Source organism: Streptomyces sp. NPDC127097, from assembly GCF_042724075.1.
Lineage (GTDB): Bacteria > Actinomycetota > Actinomycetes > Streptomycetales > Streptomycetaceae > Streptomyces.
On sequence record NZ_JBHXFI010000045.1, the window covers coordinates 1 to 21,133 of the forward strand.

The 21,133-nt window shown below is 72.0% G+C and carries 20 protein-coding genes; 12 read left to right on the plus strand and 8 right to left on the minus strand.

Annotation, left to right across the window (positions count from 1 at the left end):
- Positions 1–279 precede the first annotated feature (279 nt).
- Together ACFWJW_RS27720 and ACFWJW_RS27725 are read left to right on the plus strand one after the other, a co-directional pair.
- Positions 280–402 (plus strand): L-rhamnose mutarotase, encoded by a 123-nt coding sequence (locus tag ACFWJW_RS27720; RefSeq protein ID WP_387246503.1) that lies wholly within the window; start codon positions 280–282, stop codon positions 400–402.
- A gap of 76 nt (positions 403–478) precedes the next feature.
- Positions 479–844: a VOC family protein gene (locus ACFWJW_RS27725; protein WP_387246505.1), complete on the plus strand. Its 366-nt coding sequence runs from the start codon at positions 479–481 to the stop codon at positions 842–844.
- Here ACFWJW_RS27725 and ACFWJW_RS27730 read toward each other — a convergent pair.
- Positions 841–1,326 carry an ABA4-like family protein gene (locus ACFWJW_RS27730; protein WP_387246507.1) on the minus strand — a complete coding sequence of 162 codons (486 nt, stop codon included), beginning with the start codon at positions 1,324–1,326 and terminating at the stop codon, positions 841–843. The genes ACFWJW_RS27725 and ACFWJW_RS27730 overlap by 4 nt on opposite strands.
- The gene (locus ACFWJW_RS27735; protein ID WP_387246614.1) at positions 1,323–2,270 is read right to left on the minus strand and encodes a hypothetical protein; all 948 of its coding nucleotides are present in this window, start codon (positions 2,268–2,270) and stop codon (positions 1,323–1,325) included. Before ACFWJW_RS27735 ends, ACFWJW_RS27730 begins: the two co-directional genes overlap by 4 nt.
- A gap of 186 nt (positions 2,271–2,456) precedes the next feature.
- On the opposite strand from ACFWJW_RS27735, the gene ACFWJW_RS27740 reads away from it, so the two are divergent.
- Positions 2,457–3,125, plus strand: a complete 669-nt coding sequence (locus tag ACFWJW_RS27740; protein WP_387246509.1) for a MerR family transcriptional regulator — start codon at positions 2,457–2,459, stop codon at positions 3,123–3,125.
- A 228-nt stretch (positions 3,126–3,353) separates the two neighbouring features.
- On the opposite strand, the gene ACFWJW_RS27745 is transcribed toward ACFWJW_RS27740, so the two are convergent.
- The gene (locus ACFWJW_RS27745) at positions 3,354–4,211 is read right to left on the minus strand and encodes a siderophore-interacting protein (RefSeq protein ID WP_387246511.1); all 858 of its coding nucleotides are present in this window, start codon (positions 4,209–4,211) and stop codon (positions 3,354–3,356) included.
- Positions 4,212–4,260: 49 nt separating this feature from the next.
- On the minus strand, positions 4,261–5,175 hold the full coding sequence (locus tag ACFWJW_RS27750; protein ID WP_387246616.1) for a 5'-3' exonuclease H3TH domain-containing protein: 915 nt from the start codon (positions 5,173–5,175) through the stop codon (positions 4,261–4,263).
- 226 nt (positions 5,176–5,401) lie between these two features.
- Between ACFWJW_RS27750 and ACFWJW_RS27755 the strand changes: the two genes are divergently transcribed.
- The 4 genes from ACFWJW_RS27755 (at position 5,402) to ACFWJW_RS27770 (ending at position 10,683) form a co-directional block, all read left to right on the plus strand.
- Complete coding sequence (locus ACFWJW_RS27755) at positions 5,402–6,571, plus strand: glycine betaine/L-proline ABC transporter ATP-binding protein (protein ID WP_387246513.1); 1,170 nt, start codon at positions 5,402–5,404, stop codon at positions 6,569–6,571.
- On the plus strand, positions 6,564–9,161 hold the full coding sequence (locus ACFWJW_RS27760; protein ID WP_387246515.1) for an ABC transporter permease/substrate binding protein: 2,598 nt from the start codon (positions 6,564–6,566) through the stop codon (positions 9,159–9,161). Before ACFWJW_RS27755 ends, ACFWJW_RS27760 begins: the two co-directional genes overlap by 8 nt.
- 234 nt (positions 9,162–9,395) lie before the next feature.
- Positions 9,396–9,842: a hypothetical protein gene (locus ACFWJW_RS27765; protein WP_387246517.1), complete on the plus strand. Its 447-nt coding sequence runs from the start codon at positions 9,396–9,398 to the stop codon at positions 9,840–9,842.
- Positions 9,843–9,906: 64 nt separating this feature from the next.
- The gene (locus ACFWJW_RS27770) at positions 9,907–10,683 is read left to right on the plus strand and encodes a helical backbone metal receptor (RefSeq protein WP_387246519.1); all 777 of its coding nucleotides are present in this window, start codon (positions 9,907–9,909) and stop codon (positions 10,681–10,683) included.
- 15 nt (positions 10,684–10,698) lie between these two features.
- Here the strand turns inward: ACFWJW_RS27770 and ACFWJW_RS27775 are convergent, their stop codons facing one another.
- Positions 10,699–11,844 (minus strand): TDT family transporter, encoded by a 1,146-nt coding sequence (locus tag ACFWJW_RS27775; RefSeq protein ID WP_387246521.1) that lies wholly within the window; start codon positions 11,842–11,844, stop codon positions 10,699–10,701.
- A gap of 86 nt (positions 11,845–11,930) precedes the next feature.
- Between ACFWJW_RS27775 and ACFWJW_RS27780 the strand changes: the two genes are divergently transcribed.
- Complete coding sequence (locus tag ACFWJW_RS27780; protein WP_387246523.1) at positions 11,931–12,863, plus strand: LysR family transcriptional regulator; 933 nt, start codon at positions 11,931–11,933, stop codon at positions 12,861–12,863.
- 23 nt (positions 12,864–12,886) lie between these two features.
- On the opposite strand, the gene ACFWJW_RS27785 is transcribed toward ACFWJW_RS27780, so the two are convergent.
- The 3 genes from ACFWJW_RS27785 to ACFWJW_RS27795 form a co-directional block, all read right to left on the minus strand.
- On the minus strand, positions 12,887–13,585 hold the full coding sequence (locus tag ACFWJW_RS27785; RefSeq protein ID WP_387246525.1) for a gamma-glutamyl-gamma-aminobutyrate hydrolase family protein: 699 nt from the start codon (positions 13,583–13,585) through the stop codon (positions 12,887–12,889).
- Between the two features lie 103 nt (positions 13,586–13,688).
- A complete protein-coding gene (gene eat / locus ACFWJW_RS27790; protein ID WP_387246527.1) occupies positions 13,689–15,158 on the minus strand; it encodes an ethanolamine permease in 1,470 nt (489 codons plus the stop codon).
- 132 nt (positions 15,159–15,290) lie between these two features.
- The gene (locus tag ACFWJW_RS27795; RefSeq protein ID WP_168478310.1) at positions 15,291–16,022 is read right to left on the minus strand and encodes a FadR/GntR family transcriptional regulator; all 732 of its coding nucleotides are present in this window, start codon (positions 16,020–16,022) and stop codon (positions 15,291–15,293) included.
- Between the two features lie 73 nt (positions 16,023–16,095).
- On the opposite strand from ACFWJW_RS27795, the gene ACFWJW_RS27800 reads away from it, so the two are divergent.
- The 4 genes from ACFWJW_RS27800 to ACFWJW_RS27815 all read left to right on the plus strand — a co-directional run bounded on the left by ACFWJW_RS27800 (position 16,096) and on the right by ACFWJW_RS27815 (position 21,122).
- Positions 16,096–17,472: a glutamine synthetase family protein gene (locus ACFWJW_RS27800; RefSeq protein WP_387246529.1), complete on the plus strand. Its 1,377-nt coding sequence runs from the start codon at positions 16,096–16,098 to the stop codon at positions 17,470–17,472.
- 10 nt (positions 17,473–17,482) lie between these two features.
- On the plus strand, positions 17,483–18,862 hold the full coding sequence (locus ACFWJW_RS27805; protein ID WP_387246531.1) for an aldehyde dehydrogenase family protein: 1,380 nt from the start codon (positions 17,483–17,485) through the stop codon (positions 18,860–18,862).
- A gap of 90 nt (positions 18,863–18,952) precedes the next feature.
- Entirely contained in the window at positions 18,953–19,738 is a 786-nt protein-coding gene (locus ACFWJW_RS27810; protein WP_018087741.1) for a 3-oxoacyl-ACP reductase, read from the plus strand.
- Between the two features lie 112 nt (positions 19,739–19,850).
- A complete protein-coding gene (locus ACFWJW_RS27815) occupies positions 19,851–21,122 on the plus strand; it encodes a haloacid dehalogenase-like hydrolase (protein WP_387246533.1) in 1,272 nt (423 codons plus the stop codon).
- The last annotated feature ends 11 nt before the right edge of the window (positions 21,123–21,133 follow it).

Below are 21,133 nucleotides of genomic sequence, written 5' to 3' on the forward strand. Positions count from 1 at the left end.
GGTGGGTGGTTTTTCCGCGGGGCGCCGCCCCGCCCGCGCCCCCCCCCCGCGCGGGGGCGCCCCCCCCCCCCCCGGGGCGGGGGGGGGCGCCCTCCGCGCTGCTCGGGCGGTGGCAGGGGGCCGACCGATGTGCCGTCGACGGATTCCTGTGGTGGTGCGCGGAGTTCATGTCGGTTCGGAGGAGGGGTGGGCCGGCCGGGGCGGTGGGCAGGATGCCGTCATGAGTGGGACATCTGACGAAGCGGGCGCCCCGGTGCGGCGCCTGGGGAAGCTCATCAGATGGCCGCCGACCCGGTGGCCCGGCGGTGGTCGCAGCTCACCGACCCGTGCCAGGAGCAGACCGAGGGCGCCGTACCGGGGGAGTGGTGGACGCCGATGCGGGAGGTCTTCCACCACGACTGAGGGGGCGGTGCCGGCCCGGTCGGCTGCTGCCGGAAAATCACGCGCCGATTTTCCGCTTCGGTGGAACGCTGGAGGGATGATTGATCACATAGCGATCCAGGTGGCGGACGTTCCCGCCAGTGCGGCTTTCTACGACCGTGCCCTCGCTCCGCTCGGGGCTCAACGGACCAAGGAATTCGGCGAATTCATCAGCTTCGGCACCACCGGGCACACGCTCTGGCTCGTCCCCGCGGCCGACGACGCTCCCGCCCGTGAGGTGCACCTGGCCTTCGCGGCGCCCGACCGGGCGGCCGTCGACGCCTTCCATGCCGCCGCCGTCGAGGCCGGCGCCGAGTCCCTGCACGCACCACGGCTGTGGCCTCAGTACCACGAGTCGTACTACGGGGCCTTCGTCCGTGACCTCGACGGCAACAACGTCGAAGCGGTCTGTCATACCCCTTAGGTGTGCTGTTCCGCGGCGGTCGGTGCCGGGTGCCACGGCGATGTGGCGTCGGGGCGGCGGTGTCGCCGGCGGGCGACCGCGCGGAGGGCGAGGAAGAGGAGGACGCCGAGGGGGGAGAGCAGCACGGTGAGCAGGAGCAGCGGCCCCATCACCAGGGGAGGGATGCGCAGCTCCCGGGCCTCTCGGTACATCCACTGCCCCAGGAAGAGGTCCCAGGCGATCACCTGCGCCCAGATCGCGCCCGCCCCGCCGCCGAGCCGCAGCAGCTCCTGGAACCCCGCCAGATCGGGCCGGCTGACGGCGGCCCACAGCTGGGGGAACACCGGGACGGCCAGGGCGAGATAGACCGCGAGGACCGGCACCATCGGCAGGGGGGAGGCGGCGATCCGGTCGGTCCAGCGCCAGCCCGGGGCCAGGATCAGCAGCGCCCAGAACGGCGCCGCGAGGGTGAAGGCCAGGTCGAAGAGGGTGGGGGTGGTCATGCCGGCAACTCCTGTCCGGGGTGGTGGGGTTGGGCGGTCCCGGCGGTGGTGGCTGCGGGCGGGGTGCCGGGGCCGGTCCCGCTGCCGGGGCGTCGTAGCGCGGCGAAGGTGCCGGCCGCGGTGGCCGCCGTGACGGCCGCGAGGGCGCCGAGGGTCGCGGCGTCCGGGTGGATCAGGGCCTGGCCGCGCAGGGCCTGCCAGGTCACCAGTGCCAGCAGCGCGGCGGTCCAGCCGGCCGCGACCAGCACCAGGCGCAGGCGTATCCGCTCGTCCCGCAGCCGGGCGCAGCGGCCGGACAGTGCCTCGATCGCGTAGAGGAAGAGGGGCAGCCCCTGGAGGGCGTGCATGCCGACGAAGTGCGGGATCCGCAGATCGCCACCGGTGGTGTTCCAGCCGGTCAGCGGCATGGCCGGGCCGCCGTCGGGGACGCCCACACTGTGCGCGCCGACGAGGGTGCGCAGCGCGCCCGCGGCCTGCTGCTCCGGTGTGGGCAGCACCATCAGGCCGCCGAGCAGCAGCCCGGCAAGGGCGAGCAGCAGTCCGAGCCGGATCGCCCAAGTCGCGGCCCGGTCGCCCAGGTGGGCGCGGAAGAGCAGGACCGCGATGACGAGGGTGGCCACCCACAGGACGGCGATGGTGAGGCCCATGGTGGTGAACAGGCCCTGGTCCAGCGGGGTTTCGATGTTGAAGTGGCTGCGCCGGCCGCGGATGGTCTGCCCGGTGATGATCGCCATCTCGACGGTTCCGGCCACCACGACGGTGTGTGCGGCCCACCGCCCGGTCCGGCTCGGGGGCGCGTGCCGGGACAGCATCCAGGCCAGCGTGAGCCCGTAGGCGGCGAAGGAGAGGGCGAACTTGAAGGGCTTGAACCAGATGGGCGCGCCGACCAGCACCCGGTCGTCGACGATCAGGCCGGCCGCCGCGACGACGGCGAGCCCGGCCATCGTCCAGGCGAAGGCGAGCAGTGAGCGGTATCTGGACATATGGGTCCCCCGTGAATAGATAGTGGCGCTTGCTGCTATCTGATAGCTGGACTATCTATGATGGAGGGCGGAATGGCAAGGCCGGGTGCGGGCGCCCGGCCATCGGGAACGCCGGGGATGTGGTCCCGGCGAGGGGAAGGGCGGCAGATGCGCATCGGGGAGTTGAGTCGCGAGACGGGGGTCGCGATCCCGACGATCAAGTACTACGTCCGCGAGGGGCTGTTGCCCGCGGGCCGGCTGACCAGCCCGAATCAGGCCAGCTACGACGACGGCCATGTCCGCAGGCTGCGGCTGATCAGGGGGATGATCGACGTCGGGGGGCTCTCGGTCTCGGCCGTGCGGGACGTGCTGGCCGCCGTCGACTCACCGGAGGAGTCGGTGCACAACGTCCTCGGCGCGGCACAGGAGGCGATCACCCCGCGGACGGCCGCCGCACCGGAGGGGATGGAGGAGGCGCGGCGGACGGTCGCGGAGATGATCCGCCGCCACGGCTGGCGGGTCGGGCCGGAGAACCCGTCCTTCGAGAAGCTGGCCGTCGCACTGGCCACCTTGCGGGGCATCGCGCACGGCGATTTCGAGGAGGTCGTGGACGACTACGCCGCGGCCTGTGAGCGGGTCGCCGCCGCCGATCTGGCGTGGGCGGGGCGCAATGCCGAGGTCGACGGGCTGGTGGAGTCCGTCGTGGTGGGGACCGTCCTGGGGGACGCGGTCCTCTCGGCCATGCGCCGGCTCGCGCATGTGGAGTGGTCGGCCCGCAGGTTCGAGAGTCTCGCGGAGGGGGCCGGGGCCGAGGCCGAGGGGACGGGCGGCCGATAGGGCGCGCCGCGCGGCCGGAGTGGTGGGCGCCCCGAGTGTGGTGGGCGCCCCGGGGTGCGGTGGGCGGCCGGGGTCGGCCGCGGCCAACTCCCGGCCCCTGTGGGGCGCTTCCCCCGGCCCTCGTGCGGCGCTTCCCCCGGCCCCGTGCGGCGCTCCTCCGGCCTCGTACGCCGACGGGCCCTTCCCCCGCGACGCTCGCCGGGAAAGGGCCCGTATGGCTCCGGTGGGTCAGGAAGACGCCGCCGTGGCGGGCTCCTGTTCGGCCTCGACCTGCTGGTTCCAGTCACGCTTGGCGGCCTGCCAGCCGTCCTCGTCGTGGCCGGTGCGCCAGTAGCCGGAGATGGACAGGGCTTCGCGGGGGATCTCGCGCTCCACGCGGAGCAGCCGCCGCAGTTCCTTCACGAAGCCGGCCTCGCCGTGCACGAACGCCTGGACCCGGCCGGACGGGAACGTCAACGCCCGGACGGCGGCGACCAGTTCGCGGCCGACCGGGGTGGCGCCGCGGTACAGCCAGCTGATCTCGGCGCCGGCCGGCGCGGCCAGCTCCTGGCGCTCCTCCGGTCCCGCCACCTCGATGAAGGCGTGCACCGGCACCCCCGCGGGTATCCGGGCGAGCGAGGCCGCGATGGCCGGCAGGGCGCTCTCGTCGCCCGCCAGCAGATGCCAGTCGGCAGCGGCCTCCGGGACGTAGGCGCCGCCGGGGCCGAGCAGGAAGATCTCGTCGCCCGGCCGTGCCGCGGCCGCCCAGGGCCCGGCCAGGCCCTCGTCGCCGTGCACCACGAAGTCCACGGTCAGCTCGCGGCTCACGGCGTCCCAGGTGCGGACGGTGTACGTACGGGTGCTGGGCCACTGGTCGCGCGGGAACTCCTCGCGGATCCGCGCGATGTCGAACGGCTCGGGGTAGCTGACGCCGGGCCGCGGGAAGACCAGCTTGACGTAATGGTCGGAGTACTCGCCCGCGGTGAACTCCGCCAGCCCTTCACCGCCCAGCACCACCCGGACCATGTGCGGCGTGAGCTGCTCGGTGCGCCGCACCCGGGCACGGTGCAGGGCGGGCTTCTTGCGGGACGGACGCTCTGCTGCCACGGCAATCTCCCCTGACGCCAAGGTTATTAGGTATACCTAACTTAACAGTTCACCGGCGAAGTGTGAGGAGCAGCCGCTGGAGCGCGCCACCCAGGCCCCACTGCGCGGCCAGCGCTTCCAGGCGCTCCGGGTCGGCCGGTTCGACGGGGAGGGCGTGGTCGATGGCGGGCACCGGCACATCGGTGGCCACCTTCACGACCTTCGGGGCGACCGCCACGTACGGGCGCGACTCCAGTAGCCGCTTGCGCTGTGCGGGGGTCACCTTCGAGGCGGGGTCGTCGGCGGCGGCCATGATGCCTGCCAGATCGCCGTAGGTGGCCAGCAGCTTGGCGGCGGTCTTCTCGCCGATGCCCGGGACGCCGGGCAGGCCGTCGCTGGGGTCGCCGCGCAGCAGCGCCAGATCGGCGTAGCCGGGGCCGTCCACCCCGTACTTCTCCCGCAGCAGGGCCTCATCGGTGACCTGGAGGGTGCCGACGCCCTTGAGCGGATACAGGATGCGGATGCCGCGCCGGTCGTCGACGAGCTGGAAGAGGTCGCGGTCGCCGGTGACGATGTCCACCGGGCCCGTTGCCCGCGCGGTCAGGGTGCCGATGACGTCGTCGGCCTCGTAGCCGGCCGCCCCGATGCGGGCGATGCCCAGGGCGTCCAGGACCTCCTCGATGACCGGGACCTGCGGCGAGAGGGTGTCGGGGATCTCTTCCTCGTCGGGCTCCGCGGACCCGGCCGGGGCCTCCTCGGCGACCCGGTGCGCCTTGTAGGAGGGGATCAGATCGACCCGCCACTGGGGGCGCCAGTCGAAGTCCATGCAGGCGACCAGGTCATCGGGGTGGTGGTCCTGGACGAGCCGGGCGATGAAGTCCAGCAGTCCGCGTACCGCGTTCACTGGGGTGCCGTCCGGAGCTTTGACTGATTCCGGTACCCCGAAATAGGCGCGGAAGTAGAGCGAGGCGGTATCGAGGAGCATCAGGCGTCGAGTCACATCCCGCATCTTGCCGTATGCCCCATACGTCACACAGATGTGAGCTGGCTCACCGTTGTGTTTGAGCCAGATAAAGAGGGGCAGACGCGGACCCGGAGTGAACCGGCCGGGATTCAACTATTCGACCGGTAAACGCGGGCCGACCCCGTGCCGCTCCACGACCTGGCTACGGGGGTGGCAGGTCGTTCCTCGCACAACAAGAGAGGCATATGTGTCCAGGCTGCAAGCCGAGCACCTGTACAAGGTGTTCGGCAGACGACCCGAGGACGCGGTCCGCAAACTCGAAGCCGGCGAGAGCCGGGACGAGCTGCGGGCCGAAGGCACCACCGCGGCGGTGATCGACGCGTCGATCGAGGTCGACGAGGGCCAGATCTTCGTCGTCATGGGGCTGTCCGGGTCCGGTAAGTCCACCTTGCTGCGCATGCTCAACGGGCTGCTGGAGCCGACCGCCGGAACCGTCCGGATCGACGGCCAGGACCTCACCTCGCTCAGCGACAAGGAACTGCGCAAGGTCCGCTCCGAGAAGATCTCCATGGTCTTCCAGCACTTCGCGCTCTTCCCGCACCGCAGCGTGCTGGAGAACGCCGCCTACGGCCTGGAGGTGCAGGGCGTCCCGCGCGCCGAGCGCACCCGGCGCGCCACCGAGGCACTGGAACTCACCGGGCTCAAGGGCTGGGAGAAGTCCTGGCCCGACGAGCTGTCCGGCGGTATGCAGCAGCGGGTGGGCCTGGCCAGGGCGCTGGCCACCGATGCCGATCTGCTGCTGATGGACGAGTCCTTCAGCGCGCTCGACCCGCTGATCCGCCGCGATATGCAGGACCAGCTGCTCGAACTCCAGAAGTCCCTGAAGAAGACCATCGTCTTCATCACCCACGACCTCAACGAGGCGATGCGCCTCGGCGACAAGATCGCGGTGATGCGGGACGGGCGGATCGTGCAGACCGGCAGCGCGGAGGACATCCTCGTCCGGCCCGCCAACGACTACGTCGCGTCCTTCATCCAGGACGTGGACCGCAGCCGGGTGCTGACCGCCGGTGCGGTCATGGCCGAGGTCGGCACGGTGCTGGGCAGCAGCACGCCGGACGGCGAAAAGCTCGGCACGGCCGCGGAGTTCCGCGCGGCGGCACCGGCGACCGTCGATGTCGACACCCCGCTGGTGGAGCTGTTCGCGCCGTGCTCGGCCAGCAGCGTGCCGGTCGCGGTGACGGACGCGAAGGGTGCGCTGGTCGGTGCCGTACCGGCCGAGCGGCTGCTCGCGGTGCTCGGCGAGCCCGCGGTGCAGGACGCCGCCCCCGCCCTCCCCGCACAGCCCGTGGTGAAGGCCTCCGACGGGGCGCCCGGGGACAACGAGCCCGAGGACAAGGTGATCGCCGGTGCCTAGGATCCAGATAGGCAGCTGGGCCGAGAGCGCCGTCAACTGGCTGCGCGACCACCTCGACTGGCTCTTCACCCTCATCACGAAGGTGCTGAACGGCCTCTACGACGCGATTCACACGGTCCTGTCCGGGCCCGAACCGCTGCTGCTGGCCGGCATCTTCGCGGTGCTCGCCTGGTGGCTGCGCGGTCTGCCGGCCGCCCTGCTCGCCTTCCTCGGCTTCGCCCTGATCGACTCGGTCGAACAGTGGGGCCCGACCATCGAGTCGCTGTCCCTGGTGCTGGTGGCCTGCCTGATCACCGTGGTGGTCGCGGTGCCGCTCGGTATCTGGGCGGCCCGCAGCCGGGTCGTCGGCGGGCTGCTGCGTCCGGTGCTGGACCTGATGCAGACGATGCCGGCGATGGTCTACCTCATCCCCGGCATCCTCTTCTTCGGCCTCGGTGTCGTCCCCGGCATCGTCGCCACCATCGTCTTCGCCATGCCGCCCGCGGTCCGGATGACCGAGCTCGGCATCCGGCAGGTCGACGCGGAACTGGTCGAGGCGGCCGAGGCGTTCGGCACCCACCCGCGGCGCACGCTCCTGCGCGTCCAGCTGCCGCTGGCACTGCCCACGATCATGGCCGGTATCAACCAGGTCATCATGCTGGCGCTGTCCATGGTCGTCATCGCCGGCATGGTCGGCGGCGGCGGTCTCGGCTCGTCCGTCTACAACGCGATCAGCTCGGTCGACGTGGCGCTGGGCGCCGAGGCCGGAACCGCGGTCGTCATCCTCGCCATGTACCTGGACCGGATGACCGGCGCGCTCAACCAGCGGGTCTCCCCGCTCGGCCGGCGGGCGCTGGCCAAGGCACAGGCGGCGCTCGGCGGCATGAAGTTCCTGCACTGGCGGCCCGCCACCTCGGTGGCCATGGTCGGCATCGTGGTGCTGGCGCTGCTCGCCGGCGGAATGGGCATGATGGGCAAGGGCGGCGGCCAGGGCGGCGGCAACGGCCGTCCGGTCAGCCTCGGCTACGTCAACTGGGACGAGGGCAAGGCCACCACGTACCTCTGGAAGGAAATCCTGGAGGAGCGCGGCTACAAGCCCAAGGTGCAGGCGCTGGAGGCCGGCCCGCTGTTCGCCGGCCAGGCCCGTGGTGACATCGACGTACAGACCAACGCCTGGCTGCCGACCACCCACGCCTCGTACTGGAAGAAGTACCAGGACAAGCTGGAGGACCTCGGCACCTGGTACGACAAGACCTCCCTGGAGATCGCGGTCCCGTCCTACATGAAGGGCGTCAAGACCCTCGACGACCTCAAGGGCAAGGGCGGCGAGTTCGACGGCAAGATCACCGGCATCGAGCCGGGCGCCGGCGAGATGAAGATCCTCAAGGACAAGGTCCTCAAGGACTACGGCCTGGGTGGCGAGTACAAGGTCCAGGAGTCCAGCACCTCGTCCATGCTCACCGAGCTGGACCGCTCGGTGCGCGCCAAGAAGCCGATCGCGGTCACGCTGTGGTCGCCGCACTGGGCCTACGACAAGTACCCGCTCACCAAGCTCAAGGACCCCAAGGGCTCCTTCGGCTCCGGTGACGGCCTGCACCTGCTGGGCCGCAAGGGTTTCGCCAAGGACGAGCCCGAGGTCGCCAAGTGGATGAAGAACTTCCACCTGGACGAGAAGCAGCTCACCAGCCTTGAGAACGACATCAAGAGCGCCGGTGAGGGCCATGAGCAGGACGGTGTGCGCACCTGGCTGAAGAAGCACCCCGGTCTGGTCGACAAGGTCGCCCCGTCCGCCGGTGCCTCCTACGCCAAGGGCAAGGACGCCGGCAAGGCCCCGAACATCGGCTACCCCGCGTGGGACGAGGGCATCGCCACCACGTACCTGTGGAAGAACGTCCTGGAGAAGCGCGGCTACAAGCCGAACATCCGCAACCTCGATGTCGGACCGATGTGGACGGGACTGTCCACGGGCCAGATCGACGTGGAGACGGACGGCTGGCTGCCGGTCGCGCAGAAGCAGTACTGGGACAAGTACAAGAAGGATCTGGTCGACGTCGGGCCCTGGTACGACAAGACCTCGCTGGAGATCGCGGTGCCCTCGTACGTCAAGGGTGTGAAGACCATGGACGATCTGCGGGCGCACAAGGACGAGTTCCAGGGCAAGATCATCGGGATTGAGCCGGGCACCGGTGAGATGAAGCGCCTCAAGGACACCGTCGCTCCCGCTTACGGCCTCCAGGACTTCGAGGTCACCTCGGCCGGCACCAGCGCCATGCTCACCGAGCTGGACCGGGCCTACCGCAAGAAGGAGCCGGTCGCGGTGGTGCTGTGGTCGCCGCACTGGGCCTACAGCAAGTACAAGCTCACCAAGCTCAAGGACCCCAAGGGCACCTGGGGCGCCAACAACCAGATCAAGACGCTCGGCAACAAGAGCTTCCCGGAGAAGTTCCCGGAGTTCCACGGCTGGCTGAAGAACTGGAAGATGAGCGCCGACGAGCTCGGCAGCCTGGAGCAGGCCATCCAGAACGCCGGTAAGGGCAACGAGAACAAGGGCGTCGAGAAGTGGATCGCCGACCATCCCGGCATCGTCGACAAGATGGCGCCGGTGAAGTAGGCGGACCGGCCGCGTAGTTCGCGCGGCTCCGCGCCGCGCGGTCGCGTGGCCCCTGTGGTGCGGTGAGCCCCGCCCCCGGCAGTCGCCGGGTGGCGGGGCTCGCTGCTGCGCGGCGCGTGGCGGTGGATCACCCGACCGGCGGCGTTTGCTGCGCGGCGGGGTGGGACAGGTGATTCGCTCGGCTGTGTGCCCGTTTTTCCTGAGGGGCCGCCGTGGTCGCGGCCGGCGAAGGAGATGATCGTGAAGCCCGCACCGTCCGCCGCCATGGCCCTGCTCGGCCTCACCGTCACCGTCCTGGGGCTTGCCGCGCCCACCGCCGTCGCCCAGGTCGACCCCGATCCGATGGTGGCGGGACAACGGGTCAGCATCAGCGACGGCAGGCGGTGTGCCCAGGACCGGGGCGCGCGGGTGTCGTCGAGGCTGTTCGGAACGGTGGTGCTGCGGCCGGGGGAGCGCGGGATGGGCGCCCAGGCCCGGGTCGCCGAGGGGGCCGCGCCGGGCCGCTACCCGGTCACCCTCCACTGTGCGTCGGGCGGGGCGAGCTTCACCGAGACCGTCACGGTGCGCGACGGCCGGGTCGAGGGGCTGAACGCCGCCCAGGCGGCCGGCGGTCTGGCGCTGCTGGCGCTCGCCGCGGGTGCGGCGTACTGGCTGCGGCGCACGGTCGGCGGACGCTCCTGAGGGCCGGGCCGCGGCGTGCCGGCGGCCTGCTGCCCGCGGGGTGACGGGCGCGTACCGTGAGCGGATGACCGGTCACCGATCCCCCCGGCGTGTGGTGTCCCTGGTGCCCTCCCTCACCGAGGCGGTGGCGGCGAGCGCGCCCGAGCTGCTGGCCGGGGTCACCGACTGGTGCAGCCACCCGGCCGGGCTCGACGTCCCCCGTATCGGCGGCACCAAGAATCCCGACGTCGGCCGGATCGCGGCACTGGCACCGGAGCTGGTGCTCGCGAACGAGGAGGAGAACCGGCCGCAGGATCTGGCCGCGCTGCGGGCCGCCGGGCTCACCGTCCTGGTCACCGAGGTGCGGACGCTGGACCAGGCGTGGCGCGAACTGGCGCGGGTGCTGGTGACCGGCTGCGGACTGCCCCGGCCCGAGTGGCTGGACGCCGCCGAGGCCGCCTGGCGCGACCTGCCGGTCCCGGCGGCGATTGGGGTCTCCCCTGCTCGAACGGAGTGGAGAGCTCGGGGAAGGACGGCCGTGGTGCCGGTCTGGCGCCGGCCGTGGATGGTGCTGGGCCGGGACACCTTCGCCGGCGATGTCCTGGCCCGTCTGGGCGTACGGAACCGGTACGCGGACCACGCCGAGCGCTACCCCCGTATCCCGCTCGACGAGCTCAACGACGGGCCCGCCGATCTCGTGGTGCTGCCCGACGAGCCCTACCGCTTCAGCGCCGAGGACGGTCCCGAGGCGTTCCCCGGCCTGCCCGCCGCGCTGGTCAGCGGCCGCAGTCTGACCTGGTACGGGCCGTCCCTGGTGGCGGCCCCGGCCGAGTTGGCACGGGCGCTGGCCGAGGCCCGGTGAGGGTGCGGGGGGCCGCTACGGCGTGACCGGCCGGGGCGGGGTCAGCAGGCGGCCGCGGGCCAGGCCGGCGGCGGTGCGGGTGGCGGCCACCGCCACCGCCGCCACGAGGGCCGCGAACAGCGCCGCGGCGAGCCAGCCGAAGGCGCTCAGGCCGGTGTGCCGGGCCAGGCCCGCCGCGCCCGTGACGCAGGTCCCGAGGGGGAAGGTGAAGCCCCACCAGGTCATCGAGAAGCCCATGCCGCGGCGGACGGCACGGACCACCATCGCGGTGGCGAGCACCAGCCAGAGCAGCGCGAAGCCCATCACGGGGACGCCGTAGAGCACCGCGAAGGCGCCCATGGCGTGTGCGGTGCCGGGGTCCACGACGCCCGGTGCGGCGTCGGCGAGGTTGTTCACCGCGGTGGTGGACTGGCCGAGCGGGCCGAGGACGAGGAACAGCGTGGGGGTGAGCGCCAGGGGGAGTGGGCCGTGGTGGATCAGACGGGACAGCACCAGCGGCAGCACGAGCAGCGTGGCCAGCAGGGACATGCCGAACAGGGCGTAGCAGCCGAGCAGCAGGGCCCGCTGCCACTGGCCGGCCGGCAGCTGCGGCACCAGCGCCGGGCCGAGCGCCGCCGAGACCATCGGGGCGACCAGCGGCAGCAGCCAGACCGGGGAGGCGCTGCCGGGCTCGATACGGTGCCGGGTCACCATCAGATACGGGATCGCCGCGGCGCCCACGAGCCCGGTCAGGGTGCCCACGGCCCACAGCACGGCGTCGGCGGCCACCGCGGCCGGCGTGCCGATGACGTCCCGGCCCACCGCGAGCGTGCCGCCGCCGACGGCCAGCAGCGCCATGGCGAGACAGCCGTAGAACGGGGCGACGGCCGGGTCCAGCAGCTGGCGGCGCGCCTGGTCGCCGTGGCGGACCCAGTGCACGGTTCTGGCGGCCAGCAGCGTCAGCAGCATCACTACGGACAGCGCCCAGACCGCCTGGTACACGGTGCGCGCACCGGGCCCGGTGAACGGCAGCACCGCACCGGCGTTGGCGACGATCGCCGTGCCCATGACGGCGGCGTACCAGTTCGGCCCGAGATGACGGACCGACGCCGGGGCCGGGGTGTGGGGGGTGCCGGGGGCCGGGGTGCCGGTGCGGGAAGGTGCTTGCGCGAGGGTTGCCATGGGAGCAGCGTCGCCGCCCTGTACGGCCGCCACCAGGGACCCTGTGTCTATGAGGGCATAAGCTGGGGTTATGTGCAGGGGGACTTATGAGTGCTGAGGACGAGCCCGTCGCCATATCGCTGGCGCACCGGGTCCCGGATCTCGGCGCGCTGGAGCTGCTGCTCGCCGTCGCCCGGCTCGGGAGTCTGGGGCGCGCCGCCCGGGCGCGGGGCATCACCCAGCCCGCCGCCAGCAGCCGGATCCGGTCGATGGAGCGGCAGTTGGGGGTGGCGCTGGTGGAGCGCTCGCCGCGCGGCTCCCGGCTGACGGACGCCGGCGCGCTGGTGACGGACTGGGCGCGGCGGGTGGTGGAGGCGGCCGAGGCGTTCGACGCGGGCGCGCAGGCGCTGCGCGGGCGGCGGGATTCCCGGCTGCGGGTCGCGGCCAGCATGACGATCGCCGAGTATCTGCTGCCGGGCTGGCTGATCGCCCTGCGCGCGCAGCGGCCCGGCACGGCCGTCTCGCTGCTGGCGGGCAACTCCAGTGTGGTGGCCGAGCGGTTGCTGGGGGGTGCGGCGGATCTCGGTTTCGTCGAGGGGCTGGAGGTGCCGGCGGGGCTGGACGGGACGGTCATCGGGCAGGACCGGCTGATCGTGGTCGCCGCGCCGTCCCACCCCTGGGCCCGGCGCCGTACGGAGCTGACCGCCGCCGAACTGGCCGCTACCCCGCTGATCCTGCGCGAGCGGGGCTCCGGGACCCGCCAGGTGCTGGACGCGGCGCTCGCCCGGCACGGCGGCCTGGCCGAACCGCTGCTGGAACTCGCCTCCACCACGGCCGTGAAAGCGGCGGTGGTGAGCGAGGCGGCGCCGTCCGTGCTCAGCGAACTCGCCGTCGGTGAGGAGCTGACCGCGCGCCGGCTGGTGGAGATTCCGGTGCGCGGATTGCGTCTCGGCCGGGAACTGCGCGCCGTGTGGCCCACCGGCCAGCGCCCCGCGGGACCGGCCCGCGACCTGCTCGGACTGACCCGCGGCACGCCCTGAGACCGGGGCCGGACCGGCCGGTCTCACTCCGCCGGGGACGCCCCGCGTGCCGCCGCGACCAGCGCGTCCATCACCCGGGTGTCGTCCCCGGCCTCCGGGTGCCACTGCACCGCCAGCGCGAAGCCGTAGGCGCCCGGGAGTTCCAGCGCCTCGATGGTGCCGTCCTCCGCGTACGCCGAGGCCAGCAGGCCGCGGCCGATCCGGTCCACGGCCTGGTGGTGGTACGTCGGCACGGCGACCGGCTCGGGGAGCGTACGGCCCAGCAGGGTCCCGGGGACCGGCTTGATCTCGTGCTGCTCGAAGACCCCGGGCGCTCCGGCGTGCCCGTCGAGGTGCTGGATGAGGGAGCCGCCCAGCGCCACGTTCAGCAGCTGGAGGCCGCGGCAGATGCCCAGCAGCGGGACGCCGCCGGCCAACGCGGCCTCGATCAGGGCCAGTTCCCAGGCGTCCCGGTCCAGGGCGGGCGGGCCGGTCCGGGGGTGCGGCTCGGCGCCGTAACGCGCCGGCTGGACGTCCGCGCCGCCGGCGATCACCAGACCGTCCAGGCGGGCGACGGCCGCGGCGGCGGTGGCCGGGTCGCCCGGCGGCAGCAGCGCGGCCAGCCCGCCCGAGCGCTGCACCAGCTGGGGATACCCGGCGGGCACCAGCGCGGCGGGCAGCGTCCACACCCCCCACCGGGCCTCTTCCTGGTAGGTGCTGATGCCGATGAGGGGCTGGGACATGGGGCGTGGTCCTCCGTGCGTGTGTGGGGTGGTGTGGTGCGGGGACGGCCGGGGCCGGCCGGGAGGTCCCGGCCGGCCGTGGGGCGTGTCCCGAGGGTGCGGGTCAGGTGCGTTCGAGCTCCGCCTCCGCCGCCGCCAGCGCCGCGAACTCCTCCTCGGGTGCCGAAGCCACCAGCCGGTGCCGGGAGTAGAAGGCGAAGTAGGCGAGCGCCACGACGTAGACACCGAGGGCGATGAAGGCGGCTTCCTTGTCGACCAGGAACGTCGCCACCAGCGCCGAGCAGGCCAGCACGAACGCGACGGACGAGGTCAGCATGCCGCCGGGGGTGCGGTAGGGGCGGGGCAGTCCGGGCTCGCGGCGGCGCAGCACGATGTGCGAGAGCGCCATCAGGGCGTAGGAGATGGTGGCGCCGAAGACCGCGACATTGAGCATCCGGGCGCCGTCGCCGGTGGCCGCGGCCAGCGCGAAGCCCAGCGCGCCGGGCACCAGCAGGCCCAGGTAGGGGGCCTTGCGGCGGCTGGTCAGGGAGAGGAAGCGGGGCAGATAGCCGGCCCGGGAGAGCGCGAAGAGCTGGCGGGAGCCGGCGAAGATCAGGGAGAAGAAGGAGGCCACCAGGCCCGCGAGCCCGGCGTAGTTGACGATCCGGCTGACGGTGGTCGGCTTGCCGGCCGGCTGGAGCGCCTGGACCAGCGGATCGCCCACCGACTGGATCGCCGCCGAGCCCCGCGCACCGGTCGCGGCGACAAAGGTGATCAGCGCGAGCACCAGCAGGATGCCCATCGCGGCGGCCATCGCCCTGGGCAGCGAACGGGCCGGGTCCTTGGTCTCCTCGGCCGCCAGCGGGACGCCCTCGACGCCCAGGAAGAACCACATACCGAACGGGAAGGCCGCCCAGATCCCCAGGATGCCGAACGGCAGCCAGGAGTTGGCCCCGAAGGCGCCGGCCTTGACGGGGATGTCGTTGAGCGAGTCGACATGGAAGTCGGTCAGGGCGGCGATGGCGAAGACGACGACCGCGGCGACCGCGATGGCGGTGACGATCAGGCTGAAGCGCAGTGCCTCGCCCACGCCCCACAGATGGATACCGATGAAGATCGCGAAGCAGGCGAGATAGACCGGCCAGCTGGAGTGCAGACCGAACAGGCCGAGCGATTCGACGTAGTCACCGATGAAGATGGAGATCGCGGCGGGCGCCAGCACATATTCGATCAGGATCGCGGTGCCGGTCAGAAAGCCGCCCCAGGTGCCCAGCGCGCGCCGGGCGAAGCCGTAGCCGCCGCCCGCGGTCGGCAGGATCGAGGCCAGCTCCGCCAGCGCGAAGACCAGACAGGTGTACATCAGGCCCATCAGGACGGCGGCGATCGCCAGGCCGCCGAAGCCGCCCTGCGCCAGACCGTTGTTCCATCCCGAGAAGTCGCCGGAGACGACATAGGCGACGCCCAGGCCGGTCAGCAGCAGCGGTCCCGCGCTGCCGCGGCGCAGGGTCCGCCGCTCCAGATAGGTCTCGTCGGGGGATGCGCCGCCCGCGGACCCGGTGGGCGGTGCGGTCTGCGTTTCCGTGTTGTCGGCCATGAGCCGCTCCTGCCTCGCCGAGGGGATAACGAGCAAAGGTTTAGCCGCATACCTTTGCTGCCGGGTCGGCGCAGCGCAAGACCTGTACGTAAAAGAATGGTGAACGCGCGCTCACCGTCCCCGGGCGGGCGCTCAGGGTGACGGAGCGGTCAGGAAGCCCCGCAGCAACGCCGCGGTCCCGCAGCAGTGCTCCCGCATCACCTCGCGCGCCCCGTCCGCATCGCCCTCCAGCACCGCCTCGACCAGCGCGGTGTGCTGGGTCTGGGAGTGCTCCAGATTCCGGACGAGCAGCGGAATGCAGTCCAGGAGATCGTTCACCCGGGCCCGCACCGCCGCGTACTGCGCCGCCAGCGACGGGGAGCCGGACAGCTCCGCGAGCGTCAGATGCAGCAGGGTGTCGCGCCTGCGGTAGTCGGCGAGCGGGGCGTCCTGGGTCGCCGCGAGCGCCGTGCGCAGCCGGTCGCTCTGCGCGTCGGACAGCCCGTGGGCGGCGCACAGCCCGGCCGCGCCCACCTCCAGCACCTCCCGGAAGCGCAGGGTGTCCTCGACGTCGACCTTCTCGATCCGGCGCCGCAGCTCGGCCTCACCGTGGTTCTCCGTGCGCACCCGGACGAACGTGCCCCCGTAGCGCCCGCGCCGGCTCTCCACCAGACCCTCGTCCTGGAGTACCTTCAGTACCTCGCGCAGGGTGACCCGGCTGATCTGGAGCCGCTCGGCCAACTCCCGTTCCGCGGGCAGCCGTTCACCCTGGGGCACCAGGCCGAGCCGGACGATCTGGAGTATCTGCTCCAGGGCTTCCTCGAAACCGTTGCCCGCCCGCACCGGCCGCAGCACCGGTGCCAGCCGATCAGCCGCACTCTCCATCGATACCCCTTCCCAATCAATGGTTCGTGTGCCTACCTTATGACCTCCGGATGCAGTGACAGGAGGCAATACCGTGGCAGACCGCACGCCCCCACTCTCCGTCGAGGAGCTCAGAGTCCTCGTCGACGCCGGGGAGATCGACACTGTCGTCCTCGCCTTCACCGATATGCAAGGCAGGCTCCAGGGCAAGCGGTTCGCGGCCCGATATTTCCTGGACACCGTCCTCGACCACGGCACGGAGGGCTGCAACTACCTCCTCGCCGTCGATGTCGACCTCAACACCGTCGAGGGCTACGCGATGTCCTCCTGGGAACGGGGCTACGGCGACTTCGCCATGCACGGCGACCCCGGCACCCTGCGCCGCACCCCCTGGAACGCCGGCACCGCCCTGATCACCGCCGACCTCGCCTGGCACGACGGCTCCCCGGTCGTCGCCTCGCCCCGGCAGATCCTGCGCCGCCAGCTCGACCGGCTCGCCGAGCGGGGCTGGAGCGCCTACGCCGGCACCGAGCTGGAGTTCATGCTCTTCAAGGACTCCTACGAGGACGCCTGGTCCCGCGGCTACCGCGAGATGAATCCCGCGAACCAGTGGAACGGCGACTACTCCGTCCTCGGCACCGGCCGCGTGGAACCCGTGCTGCGCCGGATCCGCAACGAGATGGGCGCGGCCGGCATGACCGTCGAGTCCGCCAAGGGCGAGTGCAACCTCGGCCAGCACGAGATCGTGTTCGTCTACGACGAGGCCCTCACCACCTGCGACCAGCACAGCATCTACAAGACCGGCGCCAAGGAGATCGCCGCCCAGGAGGGCATGTCGCTCACCTTCATGGCGAAGTACGACGAGCGCGAGGGCAACTCCTGTCATATCCACCTCTCGCTCCAGGACGCGGACGGGCGGCCGGTGCTGGCCGACGACGACGGCCCGTACGGCATGTCGAAGACCATGCAGCACTTCCTGGCCGGCCAGGTCGCCGCGATGCGTGACTTCACCCTCCTCTACGCGCCCAACATCAACTCCTACAAGCGCTTCCGCCCCGGCTCCTTCGCGCCCACCGCCGTCGCCTGGGGCCCCGACAACCGCACCTGCGCCCTGCGCGTGGTCGGCCACGGCCGCGCCCACCGCCTGGAGAACCGGCTGCCCGGCGGCGATGTGAACCCCTACCTCGCGGTCGCCGGCATGGTCGCGGCGGGTCTGTACGGCATAGAGCACGAGCTGGAGCTCCCCGAGGCGACCACCGGCAACGCTTATACCGCCGACGCCGGCAGCGTTGGTCACGTCCCCACGACCCTGCGCGAGGCCGCCGAGCTGTGGGAGCGGAGCCCGATCGCCCGCGCGGCCTTCGGCGACGAGGTCGTCGACCACTACCGCCACATGGCCCGCGTCGAGCAGGACGCCTACGACGCCGCCGTCACGGACTGGGAGCGCTTCCGCTCCTTCGAGCGCATGTAAGGAACCACCCGTGTTGCACGAGCTGAAGATCCTCAATCCGGCCACCGAGGAAGTGGTGGCCACCGTCCCGACCACCTCCCCCGAAGAGGTCGACGCCGCGGTCCGGCGGGCCGCCGCCGCCCAGGAGGCGTGGGCCGCCGTGGCGCCCAACGACCGGGCCCGGATCCTGCGCCGGTTCGCCGAGGTCGTCGACGCGCACATCGAGCCGCTCGCCGAGCTCGAACTGAAGGAGGCCGGGCACCCGCTGGGCAACGCCCGGTGGGAGGCGGGCAACGTCCGCGATCTGCTGCACTACGCGGCCGGGGGAGTGGAGCGCCTGACCGGCACCCAGATCCCGGTCGCGGGCGGCCTCAACATCACCGTCCAGGAGCCGCTCGGCGTCGTCGCCGTCATCGCCCCCTGGAACTTCCCGATGCCGATCGCCGCCTGGGGCACCGCCCCCGCGCTCGCGGCCGGCAACGCGGTGCTGCTCAAGCCCGCCGAGACCACCCCGCTCACCGCGCTGCGGCTCGCCGAGCTGGCCCTGGAGGCCGGGCTCCCCGAGGGCCTCTTCCAGGTCCTGCCCGGCGAGGGGCCGGTCACCGGCACCGCGCTGGTCGACCACCCCGGCGTCGCCAAGGTCGTCTTCACCGGCTCCACCGCCACCGGCCGGCAGATCGCCGCCCGCTGCGCCGCGCAGACCAAGCGGCTCACCCTCGAACTCGGCGGCAAGAGCCCCAACATCGTCTTCGCCGACGCGGATATCGAGGCCGCCGCGGCCGCCGCCCCCGGCTCCTTCCTCGACAACACCGGCCAGGACTGCTGCGCCCGCAGCCGCATCCTCGTCCAGCGCTCCGTGTACGACCGCTTCATGGAGCTGCTGGAGCCCGCGGTCAAGGCGTTCACCGTCGGCGACCCGGCCGACCCCGCCACCCAGATGGGCCCGCTGATCTCCGCCGCCCAGCGCGAGCGGGTACGGTCCTACGTCCCCGAGGACGCCCCGGCCGCCATCCGCGGCGAGGCGCCCGCCGGCAAGGGCTTCTGGTACCCGGCCACCGTCCTGGAGGGGCACCCCGGCGACCGTACGGCCGTCGAGGAGATCTTCGGCCCGGTCGCGGTCGTCCTCCCCTTCGACGACGAGGCCGAGGCGGTCCGGATCGCCAATGACACCGACTACGGACTGTCCGGCTCGCTGTGGACCCGTGACGTGAGCCGGGCGCTGCGGGTCTCGCGCGGCGTCGCGGCCGGCAACCTCTCCGTCAACTCCCACAGCAGTGTGCGCTACTGGACCCCCTTCGGCGGGTTCAAGCAGTCCGGACTCGGCCGTGAGCTGGGCCCGGACGCACTGACCGCCTTCACCGAGACCAAGAACATCTTCATCGGCACCGAGGCCGCCACCCCCGGGGAGTGACCCCGGCCCCCAGCCGCTTCCGGGTGCGCCCGGACCGCTCGTACCGCCCGCACCGCCCCGTACCGCCCGTACCGAAGAAAGGCCCGCCAAGTGACCGACCAGACCGCAGTCTGCCGCCGCCTCGTCGGCCGTACCGCCGTGATCACCGGAGCCGGCAGCGGCATCGGACTGGCCACCGCCCGCCGGCTGTCCTCCGAAGGTGCCAACGTCGTCTGCGCCGACATCGACGAAGTGGCGGGCAAGGCCGCCGCCGAAGAGGTCGGCGGCACCTACGTCCAGGTCGATGTGACCGACTCCGAGCAGGTCGAGGCGCTCTACAAGACCGCCTTCGACACCTACGGCTCGGTCGACATCGCCTTCAACAACGCCGGGATCTCCCCGCCCGACGACGACTCGATCCTCACCACCGGCCTGGACGCCTGGAAGCGCGTCCAGGAGGTCAACCTCACCTCGGTCTACCTCTGCTGCAAGCACGCCCTGCCCTACATGCAGCGCCAGGGCCGCGGTTCCATCATCAACACCGCGTCCTTCGTGGCCGTCATGGGCGCCGCCACCTCCCAGATCAGCTACACCGCCTCCAAGGGCGGCGTGCTGTCCATGTCCCGCGAACTGGGCGTGCAGTTCGCCCGCGAGGGCATCCGGGTCAACGCCCTGTGCCCGGGGCCGGTGAACACCCCGCTGCTGAAGGAGCTGTTCGCCAAGGACCCCGAGCGCGCCGCGCGCCGTCTGGTGCACGTCCCCGTCGGCCGGTTCGCCGAGCCGGAGGAGATCGCCTCCGCGGTCGCCTTCCTCGCCAGCGACGACTCCTCGTTCGTCAACGCCGCCGAGTTCCTGGTCGACGGAGGTATCGCGGGCGCGTACGTCACCCCGCTCTAACCACCCGCCGTTCACCTCCACATCAGCGCCCAGGTGGCCGGACGTCACACGACGTCCGGCCACCATGCGCTAGCGTCCGGCTTCGGTTCTTCGTTCGACAGGAGTGTGATCCATGCGCAACAAGCGTCGCTGGCTGGCAGCGGGTGCCACCCTCGCGGTCCTGGGGGGCGGGGTGGCGGTCGCTCAGACGGCCACGGCGGGCCCGGCCCCGCGGCACTGCCCCACCCTGCATGTGACCAAGGGCTGGTACGGCGACAACCGTGCCGAGCTCCAGAAGATGATCGATGAGAACGGCAGCTGCTCGGGAACCGGGGGCGCGCGTCCGGTCGCGACCTTCGACTGGGACAACACCGTCGTCAAGAACGACATCTCCGACGCCACGCTGGCCTGGATGCTGCGCCACGACAAGGTGCTGCGTCCCGAGAGCTGGAAGGCCACCAACAAGTGGATGACGGATGACGCCGCCCGCGCCCTGACGAAGGCATGCGGCACGTCCGTACCGGCCGGCAAGCCGCTGCCGACGTCCACGGACACTGGCTGCACCGATGAGATCCTCGACGTCTACCAGGACGCCAAGACCTCCACCGGCAAGACCGCGTTCACCGGCACCTGGAACCACCGCCGCACCGTCCCCGAATACGTCTGGATCACCCAGCTGTTCGCGGGTCACAGCCCGGAGCGGCTGACCGGCTACGCCCGCGCCGCGCGCGCCGAGAGCCTCGCCGCGCCGATCGGTGCGGAACAGAAGGTCGGCACGCACACGATGGAGGGGTACGTCCGCTACTACGACCAGCAGCGCGACCTCATCGGCACCCTCCAGAAGGCCGGCTTCGACGTCTACATCGTCTCCGCGTCGGCCGAGCCGCTGGTGCGGGCCTGGGCGCCCGGGGTGGGCATCGACCGCCACCACACCATCGGCATCCGCAACCTCGTCCGCGACGGCAAGCTCACCACGGGCGTCCAGGGCTGCGGCGACGTCAAGGACACCCACGGCGAGGTCCTGACGTACATGGACGGCAAGCGCTGCTGGATCAACCAGGAGATCTTCCACGTCAAGGGCGCCAAGGCGTGGCAGCAGCAGGACCGGGCACACCGCCCCGCCTTCGCCGCGGGCGACGCGGAGACGGACGTGACCTTCGTCGGTGACGCCACCGCGGGGCACCTGGCCATCAACCGCAACAAGCCCGAGCTGATGTGCCGGGCGTACGACAACGCCGACCACCGCTGGCTGGTGAACCCGATGTTCATCGAGCCGAAGAAGCGCCAGGCCGACCCGTACCCGTGCGCGACCACCGGCTACACCCGGCCGGACGGCACCCTCGGACCGGTCCGCCGGGCGGACGGCAGCATCGTGCCCGACCAGCAGGACCGCATCCACGGCTGACGCCAGGAACG